We start from the raw sequence: 23556 nt of genomic DNA, 5'->3' as shown, positions 1-23556 counted from the left end.
TTGAGAGGCGCGGGCCGGAGGGGCGCGGGCTGGAGGGGCCGCCACCGGCTCACCTACGCAGTCGCCGGTCCAGCGCCATCGACAGTTCCGCCTCGACCACGCTCTTCGCCAGCGGGCGCAGTCGCTCCACCTCGCCCTCCGGGGTGTGGGCGCTCAGCACCTCGACGAACAGGTCCGCCAGCGCGTCCGCGTGGGAGCGGACCCGGCGGGCGGCGTCCAGGACCGCCGCGAGCGGAACTCCCTCGCGTACCAGCGCGGCCGAGACATCCAGCAGACGGCGGCTGATGTGGACGATCTCGTCGCCGTCGGTCGCCAGATAGCCGAGGTCCAGCGCGGCGGCCAGATTCTCGGGAGTGACCTCGCCCTCGAAGTAGTCGGCCAGTTCCTCCGGGCTGAGCCGGACCGGGGTCTCCTCGGTCGGCTCGCCCAGGCCGAGCACCTCGCCGACGTCCCGGCCGCTCTCGAACGCCGTGGCCAGGTCCGCGATGCCGTTCAGCGTGTGGCCGCGCTCCAGCAGCGCCGCGATCGTACGGAGCCTGGCGAGGTGGTGCTCGTCGTACCAGGCGATGCGGCCCTCGCGGCGGGGCGGCTGTATCAGCCCCCGTTCGCGGTAGAAGCGCAACGTGCGCACCGTGATGCCGGCCTCCTTGGCCAGCTCCTCCATGCGGTACTCGCGTACGTCAGCCACAGGGGAAGCCTATGTTGTACCGCCGGTAACTTGTCGGGTCCCACCCCTACCGCGAGATATGCCGCTGCCTTACCCTCCCAACTGTGCCAGTGATTGCTGGCAGGGTGGTGACCTTCAGCGGGAGGCGGCGGCATGGGCCAGCGCGAGCACGTACGGGTGGCGGTGATCGGATCCGGATTCGGTGGCCTGGGGGCGGCGGTCCGGCTGCGCCGCGAAGGGATCACCGACTTCGTCGTCCTGGAACGGGCGGGCTCGGTCGGCGGGACCTGGCGGGACAACAGCTATCCCGGGTGCGCCTGCGACGTGCCCTCGCACCTCTACTCCTTCTCCTTCGCGCCCAACCCCGACTGGCCGCGCACCTTCTCCGGGCAGGAGCACATCCGCGCGTACCTGGAGCGTGTCGCCGACACCTTCCGGCTGCGCTCCCACATCCGCCTCGACCATGAGGTGCTGATGATGCGCTGGGACGGCGACGAGCTCCGCTGGGAGATCGAGACCTCCAAGGGGACGATGACCGCCGATGTGGTCGTCTCGGCGACCGGGCCCCTCTCCGACCCGAAGACGCCCGAGATTCCGGGTCTGGCCGACTTCGCCGGCAAGGTCTTCCACTCCTCCCGCTGGGACCACGACTACGACCTGCGCGGCAAGCGCGTCGCGATGATCGGGACCGGGGCGTCCGCGATCCAGATCGTGCCCGCGATCCAGCCGCAGGCCGCGAAGCTGACGCTGTTCCAGCGGACGCCGCCGTGGGTGCTGCCGCGGATGGACCGGAAGATCACCGGGGTCGAGCGCTGGCTGCACCGGCAGCTGCCCTTCACCGGGAGCGCGCGCCGAGGGCTGCTGTGGGGAATCAGGGAGCTGCAGGTCAGCGCCTTCACCAAGCGGCCGAACGAGCTCGGGCTCATCGAGTCGCTCGCCAAGGCCAATATCGCCAAGTCCATCAAGGACCCCGCGCTGCGGGCCCGGTTGACCCCCTCGTACCGCATCGGCTGCAAGCGGATCCTGCTGTCGAGCGACTACTACCCGGCGCTCGCGCAGCCCAATGTGGACATCGTCGCCTCGGGGCTGAGCGAGGTACGCGGATCGACGGTTGTCGCGGCCGACGGTACGGAGACAGAGGTCGACGCGATCATCTTCGGTACGGGATTCCATGTGACCGACCTGCCGATCGCCGAGCGCGTGGTCGGCGCCGACGGGATCACGCTGGCCGAGTCCTGGAAGGACGGGATGCAGTCGCTCCGCGGCGCCACCGCCGCCGGTTTCCCCAATTGGATGACGATCATCGGCGCCAACACGGGCCTCGGGAACTCCTCGATGATCCTTATGATCGAGTCGCAGCTGAACTACATGGCCGACTACATGCGCCGGCTCACGGTGCTCGGCGGGCGCGCGGCGCTGGCGGCCCGGCCGTCCGCGGTGGGTGCGTGGAACCGGCGGGTGCAGGAGCGGATGGAGCGGACGGTGTGGAAGTCCGGCGGCTGCAACAGCTGGTACCTGGACGCGAACGGGCGTAACACCACGCTGTGGCCGGGGACGACGGGCGAGTTCCGGCGGGAGACGCGGCGGGTGGATCTGACGGAGTACGAGGTCGTACGGGTGCTCGCCAAGTCCGCCGCGGCCGCCGAATCCGTGGACGTCGCGTCATGAACCGGACCGTCATGAGCCGGACACTCACCGCCGTCTCCGCGGACGGATCGCCGGTCCATGTCGAGGTGCACGGCCCAGACGGTGCGCCCGCCGTCGTGCTGGCGCACGGCTGGACCTGCTCGACGGAGTTCTGGGCCGCCCAGATACGGGAGTTGGCCACCGATCACCGCGTCGTCGTCTACGACCAGCGCGGTCACGGGCACACCGCGGCCGCCGGAGCCGGTACCGGCGTACTCGCCGACGACCTGGTGGCCGTGCTCGGGGCGGTCCTGGCTCCGGGCGAGAAGGCCGTACTCGCCGGGCACTCCATGGGCGGGATGACACTCATGGCCGCGTCCGGGCGAGCCGCCTTCGCCGAGCACGCGGCCGCGGTACTGCTGTGCAGCACGGGCAGTTCGCGACTGATCGACGAGTCGCTGGTGCTGCCGATGCGCGCCGGACGGCTGCGGAGCCGGATCACCCGTGCGGTGCTCGGGTCACGGGCGCCGCTCGGGCCGGTGACGCCGGTCTCCAAACGGATCCTCAAGTACGCGACGATGGGCCCCGGTTCGGCGCCGGAACGGGTCGCGGAGTGCGCCCGTATCGTGCACGCCTGCCCGAGGGCGTCCCGGGTGGCCTGGGCACGTGTGCTCGCGGAGCTCGATCTCGACGCGGGCGTACGGGAGTTGATGGTGCCCACGATCGTGGTGGCGGGCACGGCCGACCGGCTGACCCCCCTGGTGCACGCCCGGCGAATCGCCGACGCCCTGCCCCGGTGCCTGGAGCTCGTGGAGCTCGCCGGGATGGGCCATATGACACCGGTGGAGGCTCCCGAGGCCGTCACCGCGAAGATCCGCGAACTGGCGGACACGTATCTGAACGCGAAGGAGGAGGCCGCATGAGCAGGACCAGCCTGGAGGGACAGGTCGCGGTCGTCACCGGCGCGGCACGAGGCGTGGGCGAGCTGCTGGCCCGCAAACTGTCGGCGCGCGGCGCGAAGGTGGCGCTCGTGGGCCTGGAGCCGGACGAACTGAAGAAGGTCTCGGAGCGGCTGCACACCGAGAGCGACCACTGGTACGCGGACGTCACCGACCACGAGGCGATGGCGCGGGTCGCGCAAGAGGTCAAGGAGCGCTTCGGCAAGGTCGACATCGTCGTCGCGAACGCGGGCGTGGCGTCGGGCGGTCCCTTCATGGACTCGGATCCGGTGTCGTGGCGCCGGGTGATCGAGGTCAACCTGATCGGCAGCGCGGTGACCGGGCGGGCGTTCCTGCCGGTCCTGGTGGAGAGCCGGGGGTACTTCCTGCAGATCGCGTCGCTGGCCGCGATCACCCCGGCGCCGATGATGACGGCGTACTGCGCGTCCAAGTCGGGCGTCGAGGCCTTCGCGCACAGCCTGCGGGCGGAGGTCGGCTACCGGGGCGTCGGGGTCGGTGTCGGCTATCTGTCCTGGACGGACACGGATCTGGTGCGGGGCGCGGACCAGGACGACGTGATGCGGGAGCTGCGGCAGCGGCTGCCGTGGCCGTCGAACAAGACGTATCCGCTCGGCCCGGCGGTGGACCGCCTGGTGGCCGGGGTCGAACGGCGGTCCTCGCATGTGTACGGGCAGTGGTGGCTGCGCGGGATGCAGTCGGTGCGGGGGTATCTGCCGTCGCTCATCGGGATCGTGGGACAGCGGGAGATGCGGCGTTTCGCGCCGCGACTCGAGGGGGTCCCGAAGGGGCTTGTCGGGGCGGGCGGCGCGGCGGACGAGGCGGCGCGCACGGAGCGTAATTGATCAAAATGCGCGGTATGTCGGCGCATGCCAGTCTGGTCGAGGCCCACATCTCTACACCCCGCTAGGAGTGAAACACATGGGCATCAGGGACCAGTTCGCGTACAAGGCTCAGCAGCTCAAGGAGCGGGCGGAGCAGGCCGCGAGCGGCGCGCGGGACGAGGCGCCGGAGCGGGCTTCGAAGGCGCGGAAGCCGGGCCGGGAGCAGGACAAGTCCGACGACGAAGCCATGCAGGAAGCGCAGGACAGGTTCAACCTGGACTACGACGCCTGACGCTGCGCTGTGCGAGGGCGTGAACGAGGCGCACCCGGGACGCCGGGTGCGCCTTTCGCGCGTGGGGCCCTCACTTGAGGTCGTAGACCGCCGTCACCGGCGCATGGTCGCTCCACCGCTCCCCGTGCGTCGCGGCCCGCTCCACCCACGCCTTCACCGCGCGCCGCGCCAGACCCGCCGTCGCGACCTGGTAATCGATGCGCCATCCGCTGTCGTTGTCGAAGGCCCGCCCGCGGTACGACCACCACGAGTACGGCCCCTCCGCCTCCGGGTGCAGCGCCCGCATCACATCCACGTACTCCTCGAAGACCTGGCCGAGCCACTCCCGCTCCTCGGGCAGGAAGCCGGAGTTCTTCCTGTTGCCCTTCCAGTTCTTGAGGTCCGCCTCGCGGTGCGCGATGTTCCAGTCGCCGCACACCACCACCTCGCGCCCGTCCGCCGCGGACTTCGCCTTGAGCTCGCGCAGATACGGCAGGAACTCGCCCATGAACCGCATCTTCTCGTCCTGCTTGTCCGTGCCCACGTCGCCCGACGGCAGATACAGGCTCGCGACCGTGACACCGGGCAGGTCCGCCTCGACGTACCGCCCGCTCGCGTCGAACTCGCTCGACCCGAAGCCGATCCGCACCCGGTCGGGTTCGCGCCGCGTGTAGAGGGAGACGCCCGCGCGGCCCTTCGCCAGGGCGGGGGCGTGCACCGTGTGCCAGCCCTCGGGCTCGCGGACCTCGTCCGGGAGCTGGTGCGCCTCGGCCCGTACCTCCTGCAGGCAGATGACGTCGGCGGCGGTGCCGGCCAGCCACGGAACAAAGCCCTTCTTGGCGGCGGCGCGCAGCCCGTTCACATTCACGCTAGTCACGGTGAGCATCCCGGCACCCTACCGAGCGACCACCGCGGCATCCCGGTGTGGCCTACACGTACGCTCGTGGGCATGGATGTGAGACCCATGCCTTTCGACCACCCCGATGCCGTCAAGCTCAATGACCAGGTGCAGCTCGAGTACGCCGAGCGCTACAGCGACGACGGCGATGTCACGCCGCTCGACGCATCGATGTTCGAGCCGCCGAACGGTCTCTACCTCCTCGTGTACGACGACGGTCACCCGGTCGCCTCCGGCGGCTGGCGTTCGCACGAGGAGAACGATGAGGGCTACAGCGACGGAGACGCCGAGCTCAAGCGCATGTACGTGATCCGCGAGGCGCGCGGCCAGGGTCTCGCCCGGCGCATCCTCGCGGCCCTGGAGGACGACGCCCGCGCGGCCGGCCGGACCCGGATGGTTCTGGAGACCGGCACGAAGCAGCCCGAGGCGATCGCCCTCTACCTGTCCAGCGGTTATGAGCTCTGTGCGCGGAAATTCGGCCACTACCGCGAGTTCGACGACAGCCGCTGCTTCGCCAAGCTCTTGTCGCGCCCCTGACATAACCAAGATTCCCGTGGCACTCTGCCTCACGCACGTGCAAGCCGATCCGCACCGCCTCATCCCCCACCCTGCCCGCGCGACACCACGCGCGGGCACGGCAGAAGGAGACATGCGTGAGACGCCATCGCACCGCCGCAGGAATCCTGTTGGCTGTCGGTACCCTGCTCGCCGGCGCACCGTCGGCCACCGCCGCAAGCGCCGCCCCGGCCCCCTCCCCCACCCCGACGGTCTTCAAGCAGCAGCACACGAAGGGCTTCTGGACCGCTGAACGGATGCGCAGCGCCACCCCGCTCGATGTGCTCCGGGTCGCCCCCGGCTCCGTCAAGGCACCGAGCCCGGGCGGCAAGGAGACGGTTGTCGCCCCGACCGTGGCATCCTCAACTGCCGTAGGGCCGATGGCCTTTCCGCAGCCGGGCGGCCCCTGGACGGGCGGCGGCGCGGTGGTCAAAACCTCCGGCCGGGTGTTCTTCACCTTCCAGGGACGTACGGCTTCCTGCTCCGGCGACTCGGTCACCAGCCAGAACGGCAGCACGGTGATCACCGCGGGCCACTGCGTGAAGTACCAGGGCAGCTGGCACACCAACTGGGTCTTCGTGCCCGGCTACAACAACGGCCAGGCCCCGTACGGGCAGTGGTCCGCCACCAAGACCTTCTCGACCACCCAGTGGGTGGCGAGTGAGGACATCAATTACGACGTCGGCGCCGCGGTCGTCGCCCCGCTGGGCGGCAAGACCCTCGCCGCGACCGTCGGCGGGCAGGGCCTGAGCTTCAACGGCGGCTACAACAAGCCGATGTACGCCTTCGGCTTCCCCGCGGCCTCTCCGTACGACGGCACCAAGCTCATCTACTGCAGCGGGAACTCCTCCAAGGACTTCCTCTTCTCGCAGGACCACAGCCTGGGCTGCAACATGACGGGCGGCTCCAGCGGTGGCCCCTGGTTCACCTCGTTCAGTGAGACCACCGGAATGGGTCTTCAGGCTTCGGTGAACAGCTTCGGCTACGTCTTCCTGCCGAACCGGATGTTCGGCCCGTACTTCGGCAATGACGCCAAGTCGGTGTACGACAAGGCGCAGGTGTCCTGAGCCCGGACGGCCGGCGGGGGCGCTCAGCTCCCGCCGGTCCCGGCGCCCGCCGCGGCCGCCTCCGGCTCGTTTTCGCCCTCCGCGTCCACATGCGGCAGGATCCGGTCCAGCCACCGCGGCATCCACCACGCCGCCGGCCCGAGCAGCGTCATCACCGCCGGGACCAGGAGCAGCCGCACCACGGTCGCGTCGATCAGCACACTCACCGCGAGGCCCAGACCCAGCATCTTCACCACGATGTTGTCGCTGATGAGGAACGCGGCGAAGACGCTGACCATGATCAGCGCGGCGCAGGTGATGACCCGCGCGGTGATCTCCAGCGCGTGCGCGACGCTTGCCTTGGAGTCGCCCGTGCGCAGCCACGCCTCACGGACGCGGGAGAGCAGGAAGATCTCGTAGTCCATGCTCAGACCGAAGACGATCGCGAACATCATCATCGGCACATAGCTCTCGATCGGCACGTCCCCCGACACCCCCAGCGCCGGGCCTCCCCAGCCCCACTGGAAGACGGCGACCACGACTCCGTACGAGGCCGCGATGGAAAGGACGTTCAACACGGCCGCCTTGACCGCGACCAGCACTCCGCGGAAGACGATCAGGATGATGATGAAGGCGAGGCCGACCACGACCAGGATGATCAGGGGCAGCCGCTCGGAGACGATGTCCAGGAAGTCGACCTGCGCGGCCGTCGTGCCCGTGACGTAGCCCTTCGCGGCGGTGCCCGATACGGCGTCCGGCAGGGTGGTGTCCACCAGCCGGTTCACCAGCTGCGTGGTGTCCTCGTCCTGCGGCGCCTGCTTCGAGTACGCGGTCGCGACCAGGACATCGCCGTCCTGGGTCGGCTTCAGCGGAGTGATCACGGCGGCCCCGGGCACATTGGTGAGCGCCTTCTGGGCCTGCGAGGAGAGCGCCGCCCGGTCGGCCGACGGCACCGAGGTCTGGTCGATGACAAGGGTCAACGGGCCGTTGGATCCGGGTCCGAACGCGCTGGACATCAGATCGAAGGCACGCCGGTCCGTGAAGGACTTCGGGTCCGCACCGTCCCCGATATGGCCGAGCTGGATGGAGAAGAGTGGAATGGCAAGCACGGCCAGGACCACCACCCCGCCGGTCAGGAACCACCACGGGCGGCGCTCGACACGCATCGCGTACCGGTGCCAGGTTCCGTGCGCCTCGGCGCCGGGCTCCGCGTCCGTCTCCGCGATCGGCTTTCGCACGTGGTACTTGTCGATGTGCCTGCCGGCCAGCCCCAGCATCGCGGGCACCAGCGTGAGCGCGCCGATGACCGCCGTGACCACGGTGACGGCGGCGGCCACGCCGAGTTTGCCGATGAAACTGATCCCGGAGACCCAGAGGCCGCACAGGGCGATGATGACCGTGCAGCCGGAGACGAGCACCGCCCGGCCGCTGGTGGCCACCGCCCGGCCGGCCCCGCTCACCGGGTCGGCGCGGTCGATGAGGTTCTGCCGGTGCCGGGTGATCAGGAACAGCGCGTAGTCGATGCCCACGCCGAGGCCGATCATGGTGGCCAGCGTCGGCGAGACCGTGGCGAAGGTGAAGGCGGCGGCGATCAGCCCGAGGACGGCGAGCCCGCAGATCACGCTGATCAGCGCGGTCAGCAGCGGCAGTCCGGCCGCGATCACACTGCCGAAGCCGATCAGCAGCACCACGATCGCCACCGCGAAACCGATCAGCTCACTGACCCGGTCGTCGGCCTCGGGACGGGCAAGCTCACCCAGTGAACCGCCGTACTCCACATCCACTCCGGCGGACCGCAGCGGCTGGACGGCCGTGTCCACCCCGTCGAGATACGAGTCCTCCAGGAGGGAGGGCTGCTTGTCGAAAGTGATGGTGATGTACGCGGTCTTGCCGTCCGAGGAGAGCGGACCGACGTCCTGCCCGGACGGCTGCGCCGGTGGAGTGGATCCGGGGGGAGGCAGCGGATTCTGCACCGAGATCACATCCGGCAGCTTCTGCAGATTCGCGACCACCGTGGACACCTGCGAGCTGAGGTCGGTGAGCGGCTTGGCGGTGTCGTTCAGCACGATCTGGCTGCTGTAGCCGCCCGCGGACGGCTCGTGCTCCTTCAGTACGTCAAGCCCCTCGGTCGACTGCACGTCGGACAGCGAGAAGTTGTCGGAGTACTCGCCGCCATATGTGCGATGCAGCACCTGAAGACCGGCAAGCGCGACCAGCCAGATGACGATGACGATCACGCAGTGGCGGGCGCACCATTCACCGAGCCTGCGCAGCAGCCCTTTGCGGGGCACGGGTTCGGACGCACGGGAGGTCTGCGGGGGTGGCTCGACCATCGACATGCGTCTCTCCCGACAGGAGCTGGAATCGGACATTCAGCATTAAAAGCCCGGCCGGTCGGAACGGCATGCGCAAAACGACGAAGTCCCGCCCGGTCGTGATGACCGGACGGGACTTCGTCAGTTGTTGTGGACCTGTGGGGATTTGAACCCCAGACCCCCTCGATGCGAACGAGGTGCGCTACCAGACTGCGCCACAGGCCCTTGCAACGAGTGAAACTCTAGCATCCCCCTCGGGGTGCTTGGAAATCCGTTCCCGCGCTGGAAACGCGCCGGTCACAGGCTCACTCGTTGGCGGCGCGGGGCCGGTCCTCGTCCGCGTACTGGTCGAACAGCGGGGTGCGGCCGCGCTCCCGCGAACGCCGGGGCTGCGGTGTACGCCGACCGGGCGACGGCTCGGCCGTCTCCGCGTGCGGTGCCGGGGTCGGCTCGGCCGTCGAGGAGCGGGCCGCGCTCCAGGTCTCCGGATCGCTGACGTCGACGCCGCTCGTCGCCCGCGGGGCCACCGGCGCGGTGACATACGTCGGCAGGGGGACCGGGACCGGCTCCCAGCTGTCGCCGCGGGCCGGACCGCGCTCGCGCTGCTGGTCGACCCACTCCGCGTGGTCCGTCTGCTCGACGAGCGCACGCCGGCCCGCCTCCTGCGGGGAGAGCGCGGCGGCGGACGCGGGCTCGGGGCCGGCTTCGGGCTCCTCGTCCGGCTCGGCGGCGGACGCAGCCGCGGCCTGGTGCCGGCGCGGACGGTTCTCGCGCAGCCGCTGCGCCGCGGCCTCGGCCCGGCGCCGGTCCATGGTGAACACGAAGCGGCGCCGCTCCTGGTTGCGCAGATGCACGATGTATGCGCTCAGGAGAACGGCCGGGGCCGCCGGGGCCCACAGGAAGCCGAGCCCGCCGACCGCCGCGACGATCGCGCCGAGCGTGAAGGCGAGGAAGAGGACGACGGTGGTCCGTCTGCGGCGGGCCAGAACCCTGGTGCGGCGGGCGCGCTCGGCCGCGGAGCCGTTCGGGCGGGGACGCCGCGGGGCGGGGGCCGGGACCTTGGCCGCCTGCTCCGGCGCCTTGCGGGACGCCGGGACATCCATCCGGGCTTCGGTACGGGCCGGGGGCGCGGCGAAGGCCCGGACGTCCACGGAACTCAAACGGTCCGTGGGGGCATCCGGGTCCACGTCGGGAACGGCCTGCTCCGCGTCGCGCTCCCGCAGCTCCCTGGCGTATCGGCGCTCCATCGCACCGCGTCCGGACAGCAGCCGGATGGCGGTGGAGAAGCGTTCCGTCGGACGGGCTTCATTGAGCTCGTCCTGCCTGCGGAGCCACATCGGCACCAAGTAGGCGGCCCAGGCCCCGACGATGACTGCGTAGATGAGGCCGCTGCTGCTCACGCATCACACCGTAGAGGGGTTTACGCAAGGGCATCCGCCAATTGGCCCGGTGTGTCGCACGATCTGGCTGATATCACGGACTTTTTTTGCGATTGTTCAGATCACATCATGGTCGGCCGCGATCGATTTCGAACGTTTATTTTATTTCCCGTGGCCTTCCGGGCCGTGCCTGGTGCCAGCGGCGGAGCAGTCCTTCGGGCACCTCGTCGGCCGTCAGCGCGAACACCAGATGGTCCCGCCACGCACCGTCGATGTGGAGATAACGCGGGCGCAGCCCCTCTTCACGGAATCCGAGTTTCTCCACCACCCGCCGGCTGGGGCCGTTCTCGGGCCGAATGCAGACTTCGATGCGATGCAGCCCCACCGAACGGAAACAGTGGTCGACGGCGAGCGCGACAGCGGTCGGCATCACCCCGCGGCCCGCCACGTCCCGGTCCACCCAGTAGCCGACATGGCCCGAGCACATCGAGCCCCAGGTGATCCCGGCGACCGTCAACTGGCCCACCAGATGGCCCTGGTACTCGATGACGAAGGGCAGCATCCGCCCCGCGTTGGCCTCGGTGCGCAGATGACGGACCATCTGCCGGTAGGTGGGGCGCTGGGCGTGCGGGGCGCCGGGGGCGGGCGGCGGAATGGTCGCCTCCCAGGGCCTGAGCCAGTCGCGGTTGCGCCGGTTGACCTCGCGCCAGCTCCGCTGGTCACGCACCTTTATGGGACGGAGGACCACATCGCCGTCCGCCAGGATCACCGGCCAGGAGAGGGCGTTCAGCTTGAGCTCCCGGCAGGTCTGGGGTGGTCGCCGCCGCGGATCTGGTCGACGGCGTGGATCAGCAGCGGCTCCAGTACGGCCATACCGTCATGTACCCCGCCGGTGGACCCCGGCAGGTTGACGATCAGGGTGTGGCCGGCGACCCCGGCAAGCCCACGGGACAGCGCCGCGGTGGGCACCTTCTCGCGTCCGTACGCGCGGATCGCCTCGGGGATGCCGGGGATCTCGTGGTCGAGGACGCGGCGGGTGACCTCGGGAGTCTCGTCGGTCGGCGAGATGCCCGTGCCGCCGGTGGTGAGGATGACGTCGTACGCGGCGGCCACCCCCTCGCGCAGGGCCTGCTCGACGGGGTCACCGTCGGGGACGACCCGGGGGCCGTCGACCGCGAAGCCCAGTTTCGTCAGCCCCTCGGCGAGGACCGGGCCGCCCTTGTCCTCGTACACCCCGGCCGCGGCGCGGTTGGATGCGGTGACGACCAGGGCCCGCCGGACCGCTCCCGATTCCGCCCCCGCTTCCGGGCCGTGACTGTGGCTGTAGACCTCTCCGGCGCGCGGGCTCATGGCCGGCTCCAGTCGCCGGACTTGCCGCCCGTCTTCTCCTCGACCCGGACATCGGTGATCACCGCGCCCTTGTCGACTGCCTTGACCATGTCGACGACGGTCAGCGCGGCGACCGAGACCGCCGTCAGCGCCTCCATCTCGACACCCGTACGGTCGGTCGTCTTCACCGTGGCGGTGATCTCCACCGCGTCGTCGGCGACCGACAGATCCAGCGTGACGCCGGAGACGGCCAGCGGATGGCAGAGCGGGATCAGATCGGGGGTGCGCTTGGCGCCCATGATGCCCGCGATACGGGCCGTGGCCAGGGCATCTCCCTTGGGGACGCCCTCACCCCGCAGCAGCTCCACCACCTGCGGTGAGACCAGAACCCGGCCACTGGCGCGGGCGGTGCGCGCGGTGACGTCCTTTCCGGAGACGTCGACCATACGGGCCGCCCCCGCCTCGTCGATGTGCGTCAGCCTGCCTTGCGTACTCATTCGGTGCGGCGCTCCCGGTCAGGGCCCTGGGGGGCCTGTGTGGGCAGACACGGTACCGCCACCGTAGGCAGGTCAGCCGATGAGGACCACTTCCACATCCGCGCCGGGCTCCACCGAGGTGTCCGCTTCCGGAACGACGATCAGGCAGTCGGCATGGGCGAGGGCCGCGATCAGATGGGAGCCGGAACCGCCGACCGGGGAGACCGTGCCCGACTCGGCGTCGTACCTGCCCCGCAGGAACTGCCGCTTGCCGTCGGGCGAGGTGAGCGCCTTGTCGGCCTTCAGTACGGCACGCGCCTTCGGGCGCTGCACGTCCTTGAGGCCCATCAGCGCCCGGATCGCGGGTCGTACGAACAGCTCGAAGGAGACGTACGAGGAGACGGGATTGCCCGGCAGCGCAAGCAGCGGGGTGTGCTCGGGGCCGATCGAACCGAAGCCCTGCGGCTTGCCGGGCTGCATGGCGAGCTTGCGGAAGTCGACACCGCTGCCCGGCACGTCCTCGTCGCCCACCGAGGAGAGTGCTTCCTTCACCACGTCGTACGCACCGACGCTCACGCCGCCGGTGGTAACCAGCAGATCGGCGCGGATCAGCTGGTCCTCGATGGTGGCGCGCAGCGTCTCCGCGTCGTCGGTGACCGCGCCGACCCGGTAGGAGAGGGCGCCCGCGTCGCGAGCGGCGGCGCACAGGGCGAAGCTGTTCGAGTCGTAGATCTGGCCCTCGCCCAACTTCTCACCCGGCTGGACCAGTTCGCTGCCGGTGGAGAGCACGACCACGCGCGGGCGGGGCCGTACCCGCACGGTGCCACGGCCGATCGCGGCGAGCAGGCCGATCTGCGGCGGCCCCAGGACCGTGCCCGCCTCCAGGGCCAGATCACCCACCTGGACGTCGCTGCCGCGCGAGCGGACATGGGCACCGGCCTCGGCCGGACGGTGGACGCGGACCTCACCGCTCGCGCCCTCGGGGGCCTCGCCCGCCGGGCGCATCGTGGTGGCCACTCCCCCGCCCGTACCGCCGTCGGTCCATTCGACCGGGACGACCGTCTCGGCGCCGGGCGGCAGCGGGGCACCAGTCATGATCCGGGCGGCCTCGCCGGGCCCGACGGTGGGCAGTGGGCCGCCGCCGGCCGCCACATCGCCGATCACCGTGAGGACCGCGGGGAACTCCTCGCTCGCGCCGGCGACATCGGCGGTGCGGACCGCGTAGCCGTCCATGGAGCTGTTGTCGAAGGGTGGCAGCGCGACCGGCACGGTGACGTCCTCCACCAGGACGCAGCCCTGGGCGTCCGGCAGCTGCAGCTCGATCGGGTCGAGCGGCCGGATCGCGCCGAGGATGTCATCCAGGTGGTCGTCCACCGACCAGATCGTGCTGCTCACGGTGTTACATCTCCTCGGTCACATAACTGCGAAGCCAGGTCCGGAACTCCGGGCCCAGGTCTTCACGTTCGCACGCGAGTCGGACAATCGCCCGCAGATAGTCACCGCGATCGCCGGTGTCGTAGCGGCGGCCCTTGAAGATCACGCCGTGCACCGGGCCGCCGACCTTCTCGTCCTCGACGAGCTTCTCCAGGGCGTCGGTGAGCTGGATCTCGTTGCCGCGGCCCGGCTCGGTCTCCCGGAGTATGCCGAAGACGGCGGGGTCGAGGACATAGCGGCCGATGATGGCGAGATTGCTCGGGGCCTCGGACGCGGCGGGCTTCTCGACCAGCTCGGTGACCTTGACGACGTCACCCTCGGCGGTCGGCTCGACGGCCGCGCAGCCGTACAGGTGGATCATCGCGGGGTCGACCTCCATCAGCGCGATGACGCTGCCGCCCTCACGCTCCTGGATCTCGACCATCCGGGCGAGCAGCGGATCGCGCGGGTCGATCAGGTCGTCGCCGAGGAGGACCGCGAAGGGCTGATCGCCGACGTGCGGTTCGGCGCACAGGACGGCGTGGCCGAGGCCGCGCGGATCGCCCTGGCGGACATAGTGCATGGTGGCGAGGTCGCTCGACTCCTGGACCTTGGCGAGCCGGCCGGCGTCGCCCTTGCTCTTGAGCGCCTCCTCCAGCTCGTAATTACGGTCGAAGTGGTCCTCGAGCGGGCGCTTGTTGCGGCCCGTGATCATGAGCACGTCGGAGAGGCCGGCCGAGACCGCCTCCTCGACGACGTACTGGATCGCAGGCTTGTCGACGACAGGCAGCATCTCTTTGGGAGTGGCCTTCGTGGCAGGCAGGAACCGGGTGCCGAGGCCTGCGGCTGGGATGACAGCCTTGCTGATCCTGGGGTGCGACTGAGTCATGAGGATCACCCTATCCGGTGACTATGGGCTGAAGATGAGCCTCCGGTTAACTTCCTTCTCATAAAGGCGTATACGAGAGGTTTGTGAAGTACCGATGAGCGGTGACTTGTCCGGAAAGAGTGCGGTAAGGCGTGAACTCCTGGACGCCCGGAGCCTTCTGTCCAGTGAGGACGTCGAGCGGGCCGCCGCGGTTCTCGCGCGACTGGCCCTGGATCTCCCGGAATTGACCGAAGCACACACCGTCGCCGCATATGTCTCCGTCGGGCGCGAGCCCGGAACGCGCACGCTGCTCGACGCGCTGCGCGCGCGGGGCGTACGCGTCCTGCTCCCGGTCCTCAGGGCGGACAACGATCTGGACTGGGGAGTGTACGAGGGCGCGGAGCATCTGGTGCGCGCGGGGCGCGGACTGCTGGAGCCGGACGGGGAGCGGCTCGGCGTGGACGCCGTGCTCGACGCGGATGCCGTGCTCCTTCCCGGGCTCGCGGTGGACGCCCGCGGTATGCGGCTCGGCCGCGGCGGCGGCTCGTACGACCGGGTCCTCGGCCGCCTCTCGGCCGCCGGTGCCGACCCGGCGCTGGTGGTGCTGCTGTACGCGAACGAGGTGGTCGCACGGGTCCCTGAGGAGCCGCACGACCACCCCGTGCACGCGGTGGTCACACCCGAGGCCGTCATCCGCTTCAAGGACCGTGACGTCAGGCGCCCCGGTCGGTGAGCGTCAGGGAGTGAGCTTGAGGGTGTCGACGGTCCTGGCCTGGACCGCCTGCTTGCCGTAGGCCCAGTCGAGGAGCTCGCCGTCGGCCCACTTGTCGGTCTGGTCGATGTAGTGCGCGCTGTACGCGTGTCCTGAAGCGCCGGTCAGATTGATCCAGCGGGACTTGTCCCAGTCGCCGACGTTGACGACCATCCGCATCGAGGGCGCCCAGATCACGCTGTAGTCGCCCGCCGCGTTCCAGCCGGTGGCGTTGGCGGCCGCCTCGCCGCCGCCCAGGTTCCACGGGCCGCGGTTGAGCACGAACTGCAGGAAGCCGGGCCCCTCGGTGCCGAGCGTCTGGTTCTTCAGCGTCAACTGGTGCAGCCTGCCCCAGCTCCAGCTGGTGGCGTCCTTGCCGAGCTTGGCCGTCAGCTCCCAGCGGGCGTCCTCCATGGCCCGGGCCAGCAGCTGGTCACGGGTGACGGTGGCGGCGTCCGTACGGCTGGCCGGGGACTGCCACCACTCGTTCTTCTCGTCCTTGAGGATCCTGCGTACGACCTCGAACCAGCGGTCGCCGCCGTCCGGCTGCGCCGAATCGGTGTCGCGCTGGCCGCACTCGCGCACCCGCTTGGTGAGCTCGTCGTCCGGGGCCGTGCTGTCGGCGGGGCGGACATTGAGGCACTCGTCCTCGACCCGCAGCTCCTTGGGCAGCTTGTTGCCGAAGGCGAGCTTGAGGACATTGCGCCAGACCACGTTGAAGTAGGCGGCGGCACCGGAGTCCGGCTCCTGGGTGTAGCGCCAGCCCTCCAGCAGCTTTTGCGCCTCACGGACGTACGGGTCCGAGATGTCGATCTTCAGCAGGTAGGGGGTCAGCAGCTTGGCGATCTCGCTGCTGTTGTCCATCTGCATGGTGCGCATGTCTTCGGTCGAGATCTTCCCGCCGCCCTGGATCTTCAACTCGATGAGGTCGTTGATCCGCTGGCTGCGGGTGCCGTAGCCGTAGTCCTTGGTGATCAGATGCGGATACTTCTTGGCGTCGGTCACGGCTTGGTTGGCGGTGACGATGTAGCCGCGCTCCGGGTCCAGTTCGTACGGCAGCTCGTCGAAGGGGATGTAGCCCTTCCACTTGTACTTGGGGTTCCAGCCGGGCGCCGGCGTCGTGCCGTCGCCCTCCGCACGCACCGGGATCTTGCCGGGTGCCTGGTAGCCGATATGGCCCTTGGTGTCGGCGTAGACGAGGTTCTGCGAGGGGACCTCGAAGTTCTTGGCCGCCGCGCGGAAGGTGGCGAAGTCCTTGGCGCGGTTGAGCGCGAAGACGGCGTCCATGGACTTGCCGGCCTGCAGGGCGGTCCACTGCAGCGCAACCCCGTAGCCGGCACCGCGGTCCGGGGCGGAGTTGGAGACGGGGGCCTTCTGGCCGACCTTCTCCAGCTCGTCGCTGCGGTCGGAGACCAGCGGGCCGTGCTCGGTGGAGCGGACCGTGATCTTCCTGTCGGAGCCGCCCGCGACCTTGATGACCTCCTCGCGGGTCGTCAGCCGCCTCTCCTCGCTGCCCACCTGGTAGCTGTAGCCGCTGAGCTTCTCCAGGTAGAGGTCGGTGACGTCCGCGCCGAGGTTGGTGAAGCCCCAGGCGATGTCCTGGTTGTGACCGATGATCACGCCCGGCATGCCGGAGAAGGTGTAGCCGGCGACGTCGTACTGGCAGGAGGCCGAGACGCTGCGGCAGTGCAGGCCCATCTGGTACCAGAGGGAGGGCAGCTGCGGCGCGAGGTGCGGGTCGTTGGCCAGCATCGGCTTGTTGGTCGTCGTGTACCGGCCGGAGACGACCCAGGAGTTGGAGCCGATGCCGTTGCCGCTGGGACCCAGCAGGGCCGGGATCGTGTCCAGGGTCTCGGAGAGCGCGGCCAGCTGCGAGTTGAGGCCCTGCGCGGCGCCCTGCGCGCTGTTGCCGCCACGGTTGCCGCCGCTGTTGCCGGAATTGTCCGACGGCTTGGCGTCCGGGTCGAACTTGCCGGTGGCCGGATTGACCCCGCCCTCGGCGACGATCGGCTTGTTCCTGTCGTACGGATAGGCCGGATACAGATCCTTGATCTGCTTCTCGCTCAGCCTGCTGGTCAGCAGGGAGCGGTCGATCTCCTCCTGCATGTTGCCGCGCAGGTCCCAGGCCATCGCCTTGAGCCAGGCCACCGAGTCGACGGGCGTCCACTTCTCGGGCTTGTAGTCGTTCTCGAACTCGAGCGCGGCGTACTCGACGGAAAGGTCCCTGCCCTCGCGACCCTTGAGATAGGCGTTGACGCCGTCCGCGTACGCCTGGAGGTACTTCTTGGTGGCCTGCGAGAGCTTGGTGTCGTACTCCTGCTGTGCCACCCGGCGCCAGCCCAGCGTGCGGAGAAAGGAATCGGTCTCGACCTGACCGGAACCGAACATCTCGGAGAGCCGGCCGGCCGTCATATGACGGCGTACGTCCATCTCCCAGAAGCGGTCCTGCGCCTGGACGAACCCCTGGGCGCGGAACAGGTCTTCGTCACTGTCCGCGTAGATCTGCGGGATTCCGTAGTCGTCGCGCTTGACCTCGACCTGACCCTTGAGGCCTTCGAGCTTGATGGTCCCGGTGGTCTGCGGGAACGAGGCGCGCACCGTAGTGATGCTCCACCACGTGCCGTATCCGACACCCGCGACAAGCGCCAGCACCAGGACGATCACGAGCAGGCGGGCGCGTCGCCCCTTCTTCTTCTTGGGGGAAGAGGCGGTTGTGTTGGCGGGCATCGCTGTCCTTCGAGGCGCAGTCTGGTCCTGGAGTGCTGGAGCAACCATAGGCGCAGCGTCCGACGGGCCCGGACGCGGTATCCGAAAGGCAGCACCCGGCCCCCGAACAAACGATCTCCCAAGTAAAGGAAACGTTAAAGATTAGGTAAGGTAACGAAGTGTCGCCGGCCGGTGGAACGATCCGGCATGTACGCGCGAGGGGAAGGATCGGCCACTGACTGTCCACCAGCTCAACGAACTCCTGCTCATCTGCTCGCTGGTCCTGCTCATCGCCGTGGCGGCGGTCCGCATCTCCTCCCGCAGCGGGCTCCCCAGCCTGCTCCTGTATCTCGGGATCGGGATCGCCATCGGGCAGGACGGCATCTTCGACGTCAAGTTCGACGACGCCCGACTGACGCAGGTGATCGGCTATGCCGCGCTTGTGGTGATCCTGGCCGAGGGTGGCCTGGGCACCAAGTGGAAGGAGATCAAACCCGCGTTGCCCGCGGCGGTCGTGCTGTCGACCGTCGGCGTCGCGGTGAGCGTGGGCGTCACGGCCGCGGGAGCGCACTATCTGGTCGGGCTCGACTGGCGGCAGGCGCTGATCATCGGTGCGGTCGTGTCATCGACTGATGCCGCGGCGGTCTTCTCCGTACTGCGCAGGGTGCCGCTGCCGTCCCGGGTGACCGGTGTGCTGGAGGCCGAGTCGGGCTTCAACGACGCCCCTGTGGTCATCCTGGTGGTGGCCTTCTCCACGGCCGGACCGATCGACGACTGGTACGTCCTGGTCGGCAAGATCGCGCTGGAGCTGGCGATCGGCGCGAGCATCGGACTCGCGGCGGGCTGGCTGGGCGCCTTCGGGCTGCGGCATGTGGCGCTGCCCGCGTCGGGTCTCTACCCGATCGCCGTGATGGCGATCGCGGTGGTGGCGTACGCCGCCGGCGCCATGGCACACGGCAGTGGCTTCCTCGCCGTCTATCTCGCCGCCGTGGTGCTCGGGAACTCCCGGCTGCCGCACGCGCCCGCGAACCGTGGCTTCGCGGAGGGCCTCGGCTGGATCGCCCAGATCGGCATGTTCGTCCTGCTCGGCCTGCTGGTGACCCCGCACGAGCTGACCGAGGACTTCTGGACCGCGGTGGTCGTGGGCCTCGTGCTGACCATGGTCGCTCGACCGCTGGAGGTCTTCGTCAGCCTGCTGCCCTTCCGTATTCCATGGCGCGAGCAGGTCCTGATGTCCTGGGCGGGGCTGCGCGGAGCCGTGCCGATTATTCTCGCGACCATCCCGACGGTGGCCGGCATCGAGGGCAGCGACCGGATCTTCAACATCGTCTTCGTCCTGGTCGTCGTCTACACCCTGGTCCAGGGACCGACGCTGCCGTGGCTGGCGCAGGCGCTGGGCCTCGGCCGCTCGGACGACGCCTCCGACCTGGGCATCGAGTCCGCTCCCCTGGAGCGGCTGCGCGGGCATCTGCTGTCGGTGGCGATCCCGGAGGAGTCGCGCATGCACGGCGTGGAGGTCGCGGAGCTGCGGCTGCCCGCCGGGGCGGCGGTCACCCTGGTCGTACGCGACGGGAAGAGCTTCGTACCGCTGCCGTCCACTGTGCTGCGGCGGGGCGACGAGCTACTGGTGGTGGCGACCGATCCGGTACGGGACGCGGCCGAGCGGCGGCTGCGGGCGGTCGGACAGGGCGGAAAGCTGGCCGACTGGCTGGGGACGGGAGGAAACACCGAGGGAAGACCCGGTTAATCGCAGGCGGACCTTCGAGAATGTGAGCCATTTCCCAGGAACGATCCCGAGATCCCCTGTACGATGAAGGCACACTGATCGACCAACTCTGCCTGACGCAGAGCTGGCGCGACCGTATGGCGGCCGCGGAGCCCTCGCAGCGGCCCCGGTATCTACCGCAGTTCAGCGCAAGAGGACAGCTCTCGGCGGCTCGGGTGCGTCTCGTACCACAAGTACGACGCGTACTTCAGGAGCGCTACCAGGCGGCAGAAAGGCACGGACCGTGGCATCCACGGTCAAGAACCGTCCTGGATACGGGCAGCTTCTGCGCACCCCCGGCGCCTGGACATTCCTGCTCCCCGGCTTTCTGGCGCGCCAGCCCTTCGCGATGCTGACCATCGGCATCGTCCTGCTGGTGCAGCACACCACCGGCTCGTACAGCAGCGCCGGCGTGGTGGCCGCCGTCACCGGCGTCTCCATGGCGCTGTTCGCACCGCAGAGCGGCAAGCTCGCGGACCGCTTCGGGCAGCGGGCGGTCCTGGTGCCCGGCGTCCTGCTGCACACCGCTTCCGTCTCCGCGCTCACCGCGCTCGCGCTGTCGGGCGCTCCCCTGTGGGCCCTGTTCGCGGCGGCTGTTCCGACGGGTGCCTCCGTACCCCAGATCGGCCCGATGGTGCGGGCCCGCTGGGCCGCCAAGCTTGGTGGGGGTACCTCCCAGGCCGAAGGCTCTGGGGGAGGCTCGCCGCTGATGACGACCGCGGCCGCCTTCGAGTCCGTGACGGACGAGTTCACCTTCGTCGTCGGACCGGTGCTGGCGACCGCGCTCAGCACGGGTGTGCACCCGGCCGGCGGACTGATCGCGGAGGCGATGCTGACGCTCACCGGCGGTCTGTTCTTCGCGGCCCAGAGCCGTACGCAGCCCCAGCCGAGCCGTGCCGCGGGGCACGCGCGCGTGGAGCACGCGTCCGCCCTGTCCATCCCCGGCGTACGCGTCCTGGCCGTGGCCTTCCTCGGCATCGGCTCGGTCTTCGGCGGAATGCAGGTCGCACTGACCGCCTTCTCCGAGGAGATCGGCAACCCCGGGGCCAACGGTCTGCTCTACGGGATCTTCGCGGCCGGCAACATGCTCGCGGGCATCGCCTGCGGCGCGATCGCCTGGAAGAGCGGGCCGCGGCGCCGGATGGTGCTCGGTTACGCCGGGCTGACGCTGGCCGCATCCGCGCTGTGGGCCGTGCACTCCGTGGCACTGCTGGCAGGGCTCGGGCTGCTGGTCGGCCTCTGCATCGCTCCGGCCCTGATCGGCGGCTACACCCTGGTCGAGTCGCTGGTGCCCGCATCGGCCCGTACGGAGGCCTTCACCTGGCTGACGGGCGCCGTCGCGCTCGGTCAGGCGGCGGCCGTGACGGTGGCCGGACGGCTGGCCGACGAGCACGGCGCAAGCGCCGCATTCGTGGTCCCGCTGGTGGGCACCGCACTGGCTCTGGTCACCCTCCTGGCCCTTCGCTCGCGGCTCTCACCGAGGGCCCCCGGGCGGATCGCGGCGCGTGGGATGGGTCACCGAGTGCCGGTGACGGTGGACTGATCCAGCGGAATACGTCACTATGGACCGTCGTTAGCACTCATTGAGTGAGAGTGCCAGGAGGAAGACACAGTGCCGACCTACCAGTACCAGTGCACCGAATGCGGCGAGGGCCTCGAGGCGGTGCAGAAGTTCACCGATGATGCCCTGACCGTATGCCCCAACTGCGAGGGACGCCTGAAGAAGGTGTTCTCGGCAGTCGGCATTGTCTTCAAGGGATCCGGCTTCTACCGCAACGACAGCCGTGGCTCGTCGTCGAGCAGCTCGCCCGCGTCGTCGGGCGCGTCGACGCCTTCCACGGGTGCGAAGTCGTCCGACGCGAAGCCCGCGGCTTCCCCGTCGACGAACGGCTCCGGCTCGTCCTCGGGCTCCGCCTCTTCCTCGTCGAGCACCAGCGGCAGCTCCGCCGCCTGACGCCCGCTTTCCCAGGACCCTGCCGTTGTGTACGGCGGGGTCCTCGGCGTGTACGGCGGCTTCCCCGGGCGGCGCCCCCTGCGTTTTCGCGTACGGATAATGTGGCGGCCATGGCGACCAACGCGAGCGAACTCTCCGGCACCCCTTCCGCGGAGATCGGTGTCATTGGCGGCTCGGGGTTCTACTCCTTCCTGGAGGACGTGACGGAGGTCCAGGTGGACACTCCGTACGGCAGCCCGAGCGACTCCTTGTTCTTCGGCGAGATCGCGGGGCGGAAGGTCGTCTTCCTTCCCCGGCACGGACGCGGCCACCATCTGCCGCCGAACCGCATCAACTACCGCGCCAACCTGTGGGCGCTGCGCTCGGTCGGCGTACGACAGGTGCTCGGGCCGTGCGCGGTGGGCGGACTGCGGCCGGAGTACGGGCCGGGGACGCTGCTCGTACCGGACCAGTTCGTGGACCGTACGCAGGCGCGCGTGCAGACCTTCTACGACGGCTATCCGCTGCCGGACGGGTCCATGCCCAACGTGGTGCATGTGTCGACGGCCGACCCGTACTGCCCCGAGGGGCGCAAGGCCGCGCTGGCGGCGGCGCGCGGGCAGGACTGGGAGCCGGTGGACGGCGGGGCGCTGGTGGTGGTCGAGGGGCCGCGCTTCTCCACCCGGGCCGAGTCGCTGTGGTACCGGTCGATGGGCTGGTCGGTGGTCGGCATGACCGGACACCCGGAGGCGGTGCTCGCCCGTGAACTGGCGCTCTGCTACACGTCGATGACCCTGGTGACGGACCTGGACGCGGGAGCCGAGTCGGGCGAGGGCGTCTCCCACGGGGAGGTGCTGAAGGTCTTCGCCGCCAATGTGGAGCGGCTGCGGACGGTGCTGTTCGACGCGGTGGCGGGGCTGCCGGTTGACGGGGAGCGGAACTGTGAGTGCATGCGGGCGCTGGACGGCCTCGATCCGGGGATACAGCTGCCGTAGACCACGCGCGGGTGAGGGAGTTGTCCACAGCGCCGGGGTTGTCCACAGGCGCCTGCGGGATGCGGGCGGACGGTGGATCGTGAGGAGCGGTCGGTCCAACTCCCTTCTCACTGCAGGCGGTGCGTGTCATGTCGTTTCTTCCTCCCGCGTCAGTTCCTCCGTCGTCCCTTCCCCCTTCTTCGGCCCCTTCTTCGGGTCTCCCGCCTTCTTCGGGTCTCCCGCCTTCTTCGGGTCTCCCGCCTTCCTCGGCTCCGGAGCCTGTCGGTGTGCCGCCGTTCGCGCCGCTGCGGGTGCGCGGTGGAGCCCACCGGCTGCGGCGGGCGATGCGGCGGCGACGGCGTGCGCTGGCGGCCGGGCTCGCCATGACGGCGGCCGCACTCGCCGCTTCGGGCGCGCGTGGTGCGGACGCTCTGGGGCCGGACAAGCCGGACAGTCCGGGGGCCGGTGCGCCGGCGGCCGCTCATCGTGAACCGCGGCCCGCCGCCGAGATGGTGTCGGCTCCGGTGCGTATCGCCGATGCGGCGACCGTGCGTCTGCTGCGCCCGGGAGACCGGGTCGATGTGATCGCCGCCGCCAACTCCCCTGCGGGTGAAGCATCTGAGGCGCGGGTGGTGGCATCGGGGGCCCGGGTGACCGACGTTCCCCGGCCTTCGGAGGCTGTCGGGGATGGCGGCGCGCTGGTGGTGCTGACCGTTCCACGCGCCACCGCGGCTGCGCTGGCGGGCGCGAGCACGACGTCGAGGCTGGCGGTGACGGTGTGCTGACCTGTCGGACAGCGCGGTC

At 69.8% G+C, this 23556-nt stretch carries 22 protein-coding genes and 1 tRNA gene; 12 read left to right on the top strand and 11 right to left on the bottom strand.

Annotation, left to right across the window (positions count from 1 at the left end):
- Positions 1-49: 49 nt before the first annotated feature.
- Entirely contained in the window at positions 50-664 is a 615-nt protein-coding gene (locus OOK40_RS00615) for a MerR family transcriptional regulator (RefSeq protein WP_266478680.1), read from the bottom strand.
- A 156-nt stretch (positions 665-820) separates the two neighbouring features.
- On the opposite strand from OOK40_RS00615, the gene OOK40_RS00610 reads away from it, so the two are divergent.
- The 4 genes from OOK40_RS00610 to OOK40_RS00595 all read left to right on the top strand — a co-directional run bounded on the left by OOK40_RS00610 (position 821) and on the right by OOK40_RS00595 (position 4365).
- Positions 821-2335: an NAD(P)/FAD-dependent oxidoreductase gene (locus OOK40_RS00610; RefSeq protein WP_266475648.1), complete on the top strand. Its 1515-nt coding sequence runs from the start codon at positions 821-823 to the stop codon at positions 2333-2335.
- On the top strand, positions 2332-3216 hold the full coding sequence (locus tag OOK40_RS00605) for an alpha/beta fold hydrolase (RefSeq protein ID WP_266475647.1): 885 nt from the start codon (positions 2332-2334) through the stop codon (positions 3214-3216). Before OOK40_RS00610 ends, OOK40_RS00605 begins: the two co-directional genes overlap by 4 nt.
- A complete protein-coding gene (locus tag OOK40_RS00600) occupies positions 3213-4094 on the top strand; it encodes an SDR family oxidoreductase (RefSeq protein ID WP_266475645.1) in 882 nt (293 codons plus the stop codon). Before OOK40_RS00605 ends, OOK40_RS00600 begins: the two co-directional genes overlap by 4 nt.
- Positions 4095-4170: 76 nt before the next feature.
- Entirely contained in the window at positions 4171-4365 is a 195-nt protein-coding gene (locus OOK40_RS00595; protein ID WP_266475644.1) for a hypothetical protein, read from the top strand.
- A gap of 70 nt (positions 4366-4435) precedes the next feature.
- On the opposite strand, the gene OOK40_RS00590 is transcribed toward OOK40_RS00595, so the two are convergent.
- Complete coding sequence (locus OOK40_RS00590) at positions 4436-5230, bottom strand: exodeoxyribonuclease III (protein ID WP_266475642.1); 795 nt, start codon at positions 5228-5230, stop codon at positions 4436-4438.
- A gap of 63 nt (positions 5231-5293) precedes the next feature.
- On the opposite strand from OOK40_RS00590, the gene OOK40_RS00585 reads away from it, so the two are divergent.
- Both OOK40_RS00585 and OOK40_RS00580 read left to right on the top strand, forming a co-directional pair.
- The gene (locus OOK40_RS00585) at positions 5294-5779 is read left to right on the top strand and encodes a GNAT family N-acetyltransferase (RefSeq protein WP_266475640.1); all 486 of its coding nucleotides are present in this window, start codon (positions 5294-5296) and stop codon (positions 5777-5779) included.
- A 116-nt stretch (positions 5780-5895) separates the two neighbouring features.
- Positions 5896-6864, top strand: coding sequence for a serine protease (locus OOK40_RS00580; protein ID WP_266475639.1), 969 nt, complete (start codon positions 5896-5898; stop codon positions 6862-6864).
- Positions 6865-6887: 23 nt separating this feature from the next.
- Here the strand turns inward: OOK40_RS00580 and OOK40_RS00575 are convergent, their stop codons facing one another.
- The 8 genes from OOK40_RS00575 to galU form a co-directional block, all read right to left on the bottom strand.
- Positions 6888-9176 (bottom strand): MMPL family transporter, encoded by a 2289-nt coding sequence (locus OOK40_RS00575; protein WP_266478676.1) that lies wholly within the window; start codon positions 9174-9176, stop codon positions 6888-6890.
- Between the two features lie 133 nt (positions 9177-9309).
- A tRNA-Ala gene (locus OOK40_RS00570) sits at positions 9310-9383 on the bottom strand.
- A gap of 80 nt (positions 9384-9463) precedes the next feature.
- Positions 9464-10558, bottom strand: coding sequence for a gephyrin-like molybdotransferase receptor GlpR (gene glpR / locus OOK40_RS00565; RefSeq protein WP_266475637.1), 1095 nt, complete (start codon positions 10556-10558; stop codon positions 9464-9466).
- Between the two features lie 136 nt (positions 10559-10694).
- Positions 10695-11306 (bottom strand): GNAT family N-acetyltransferase, encoded by a 612-nt coding sequence (locus tag OOK40_RS00560; RefSeq protein WP_266475635.1) that lies wholly within the window; start codon positions 11304-11306, stop codon positions 10695-10697.
- A gap of 17 nt (positions 11307-11323) precedes the next feature.
- Positions 11324-11887 carry a molybdenum cofactor biosynthesis protein B gene (locus OOK40_RS00555; protein WP_266475633.1) on the bottom strand — a complete coding sequence of 188 codons (564 nt, stop codon included), beginning with the start codon at positions 11885-11887 and terminating at the stop codon, positions 11324-11326.
- Positions 11884-12363 (bottom strand): cyclic pyranopterin monophosphate synthase MoaC, encoded by a 480-nt coding sequence (moaC, locus tag OOK40_RS00550; protein ID WP_266475631.1) that lies wholly within the window; start codon positions 12361-12363, stop codon positions 11884-11886. The genes OOK40_RS00555 and moaC overlap by 4 nt, the downstream gene beginning before the upstream one ends.
- Positions 12364-12435: 72 nt before the next feature.
- The gene (gene glp, locus OOK40_RS00545; RefSeq protein ID WP_266475629.1) at positions 12436-13737 is read right to left on the bottom strand and encodes a gephyrin-like molybdotransferase Glp; all 1302 of its coding nucleotides are present in this window, start codon (positions 13735-13737) and stop codon (positions 12436-12438) included.
- A gap of 4 nt (positions 13738-13741) precedes the next feature.
- Complete coding sequence (gene galU / locus OOK40_RS00540; RefSeq protein WP_266475627.1) at positions 13742-14644, bottom strand: UTP--glucose-1-phosphate uridylyltransferase GalU; 903 nt, start codon at positions 14642-14644, stop codon at positions 13742-13744.
- 94 nt (positions 14645-14738) lie between these two features.
- Here galU and OOK40_RS00535 point away from each other — a divergent pair, with 94 nt between their 5' ends.
- Positions 14739-15356, top strand: coding sequence for a 5-formyltetrahydrofolate cyclo-ligase (locus tag OOK40_RS00535; RefSeq protein WP_266475626.1), 618 nt, complete (start codon positions 14739-14741; stop codon positions 15354-15356).
- Positions 15357-15359: 3 nt separating this feature from the next.
- On the opposite strand, the gene OOK40_RS00530 is transcribed toward OOK40_RS00535, so the two are convergent.
- On the bottom strand, positions 15360-18101 hold the full coding sequence (locus tag OOK40_RS00530) for a penicillin acylase family protein (RefSeq protein ID WP_266475625.1): 2742 nt from the start codon (positions 18099-18101) through the stop codon (positions 15360-15362).
- A gap of 214 nt (positions 18102-18315) precedes the next feature.
- Between OOK40_RS00530 and OOK40_RS00525 the strand changes: the two genes are divergently transcribed.
- From OOK40_RS00525 to OOK40_RS00505, 5 genes are all read left to right on the top strand, one after another.
- Positions 18316-19827: a potassium/proton antiporter gene (locus OOK40_RS00525; protein ID WP_266478673.1), complete on the top strand. Its 1512-nt coding sequence runs from the start codon at positions 18316-18318 to the stop codon at positions 19825-19827.
- A gap of 262 nt (positions 19828-20089) precedes the next feature.
- Positions 20090-21388, top strand: coding sequence for an MFS transporter (locus tag OOK40_RS00520; protein ID WP_266475623.1), 1299 nt, complete (start codon positions 20090-20092; stop codon positions 21386-21388).
- Positions 21389-21457: 69 nt separating this feature from the next.
- Positions 21458-21799: an FmdB family zinc ribbon protein gene (locus tag OOK40_RS00515; RefSeq protein ID WP_266475621.1), complete on the top strand. Its 342-nt coding sequence runs from the start codon at positions 21458-21460 to the stop codon at positions 21797-21799.
- A gap of 110 nt (positions 21800-21909) precedes the next feature.
- Positions 21910-22773 carry an S-methyl-5'-thioadenosine phosphorylase gene (locus OOK40_RS00510; RefSeq protein ID WP_266475620.1) on the top strand — a complete coding sequence of 288 codons (864 nt, stop codon included), beginning with the start codon at positions 21910-21912 and terminating at the stop codon, positions 22771-22773.
- 128 nt (positions 22774-22901) lie between these two features.
- Positions 22902-23537 (top strand): hypothetical protein, encoded by a 636-nt coding sequence (locus OOK40_RS00505; RefSeq protein WP_266475618.1) that lies wholly within the window; start codon positions 22902-22904, stop codon positions 23535-23537.
- Positions 23538-23556: the final 19 nt, after the last annotated feature.

Source organism: Streptomyces sp. NBC_01481, from assembly GCF_026339995.1.
Classification (GTDB): domain Bacteria; phylum Actinomycetota; class Actinomycetes; order Streptomycetales; family Streptomycetaceae; genus Streptomyces.
The sequence above is the reverse complement of the archived record's forward strand: the minus strand, read 5'-3'. Positions and strand labels throughout refer to the sequence as shown.

Excerpts from the sequence above, each read along its gene's own strand:
- OOK40_RS00530 (WP_266475625.1), bottom strand. The coding sequence starts at position 18,101 with ATGCCCGCCAACACAACCGCCTCTTCCCCCAAGAAGAAGAAGGGGCGA.
- OOK40_RS00590 (WP_266475642.1), bottom strand. The coding sequence starts at position 5,230 with ATGCTCACCGTGACTAGCGTGAATGTGAACGGGCTGCGCGCCGCCGCC.
- moaC (WP_266475631.1), bottom strand. The coding sequence starts at position 12,363 with ATGAGTACGCAAGGCAGGCTGACGCACATCGACGAGGCGGGGGCGGCC.
- OOK40_RS00510 (WP_266475620.1), top strand. The coding sequence starts at position 21,910 with ATGGCGACCAACGCGAGCGAACTCTCCGGCACCCCTTCCGCGGAGATC.
- OOK40_RS00605 (WP_266475647.1), top strand. The coding sequence starts at position 2,332 with ATGAACCGGACCGTCATGAGCCGGACACTCACCGCCGTCTCCGCGGAC.
- OOK40_RS00555 (WP_266475633.1), bottom strand. The coding sequence starts at position 11,887 with ATGAGCCCGCGCGCCGGAGAGGTCTACAGCCACAGTCACGGCCCGGAA.
- OOK40_RS00505 (WP_266475618.1), top strand. The coding sequence starts at position 22,902 with ATGTCGTTTCTTCCTCCCGCGTCAGTTCCTCCGTCGTCCCTTCCCCCT.
- galU (WP_266475627.1), bottom strand. The coding sequence starts at position 14,644 with ATGACTCAGTCGCACCCCAGGATCAGCAAGGCTGTCATCCCAGCCGCA.
- OOK40_RS00615 (WP_266478680.1), bottom strand. The coding sequence starts at position 664 with ATGGAGGAGCTGGCCAAGGAGGCCGGCATCACGGTGCGCACGTTGCGC.
- OOK40_RS00535 (WP_266475626.1), top strand. The coding sequence starts at position 14,739 with ATGAGCGGTGACTTGTCCGGAAAGAGTGCGGTAAGGCGTGAACTCCTG.
- OOK40_RS00575 (WP_266478676.1), bottom strand. The coding sequence starts at position 9,176 with ATGGTCGAGCCACCCCCGCAGACCTCCCGTGCGTCCGAACCCGTGCCC.
- OOK40_RS00610 (WP_266475648.1), top strand. The coding sequence starts at position 821 with ATGGGCCAGCGCGAGCACGTACGGGTGGCGGTGATCGGATCCGGATTC.
- OOK40_RS00585 (WP_266475640.1), top strand. The coding sequence starts at position 5,294 with ATGGATGTGAGACCCATGCCTTTCGACCACCCCGATGCCGTCAAGCTC.
- OOK40_RS00600 (WP_266475645.1), top strand. The coding sequence starts at position 3,213 with ATGAGCAGGACCAGCCTGGAGGGACAGGTCGCGGTCGTCACCGGCGCG.
- OOK40_RS00595 (WP_266475644.1), top strand. The coding sequence starts at position 4,171 with ATGGGCATCAGGGACCAGTTCGCGTACAAGGCTCAGCAGCTCAAGGAG.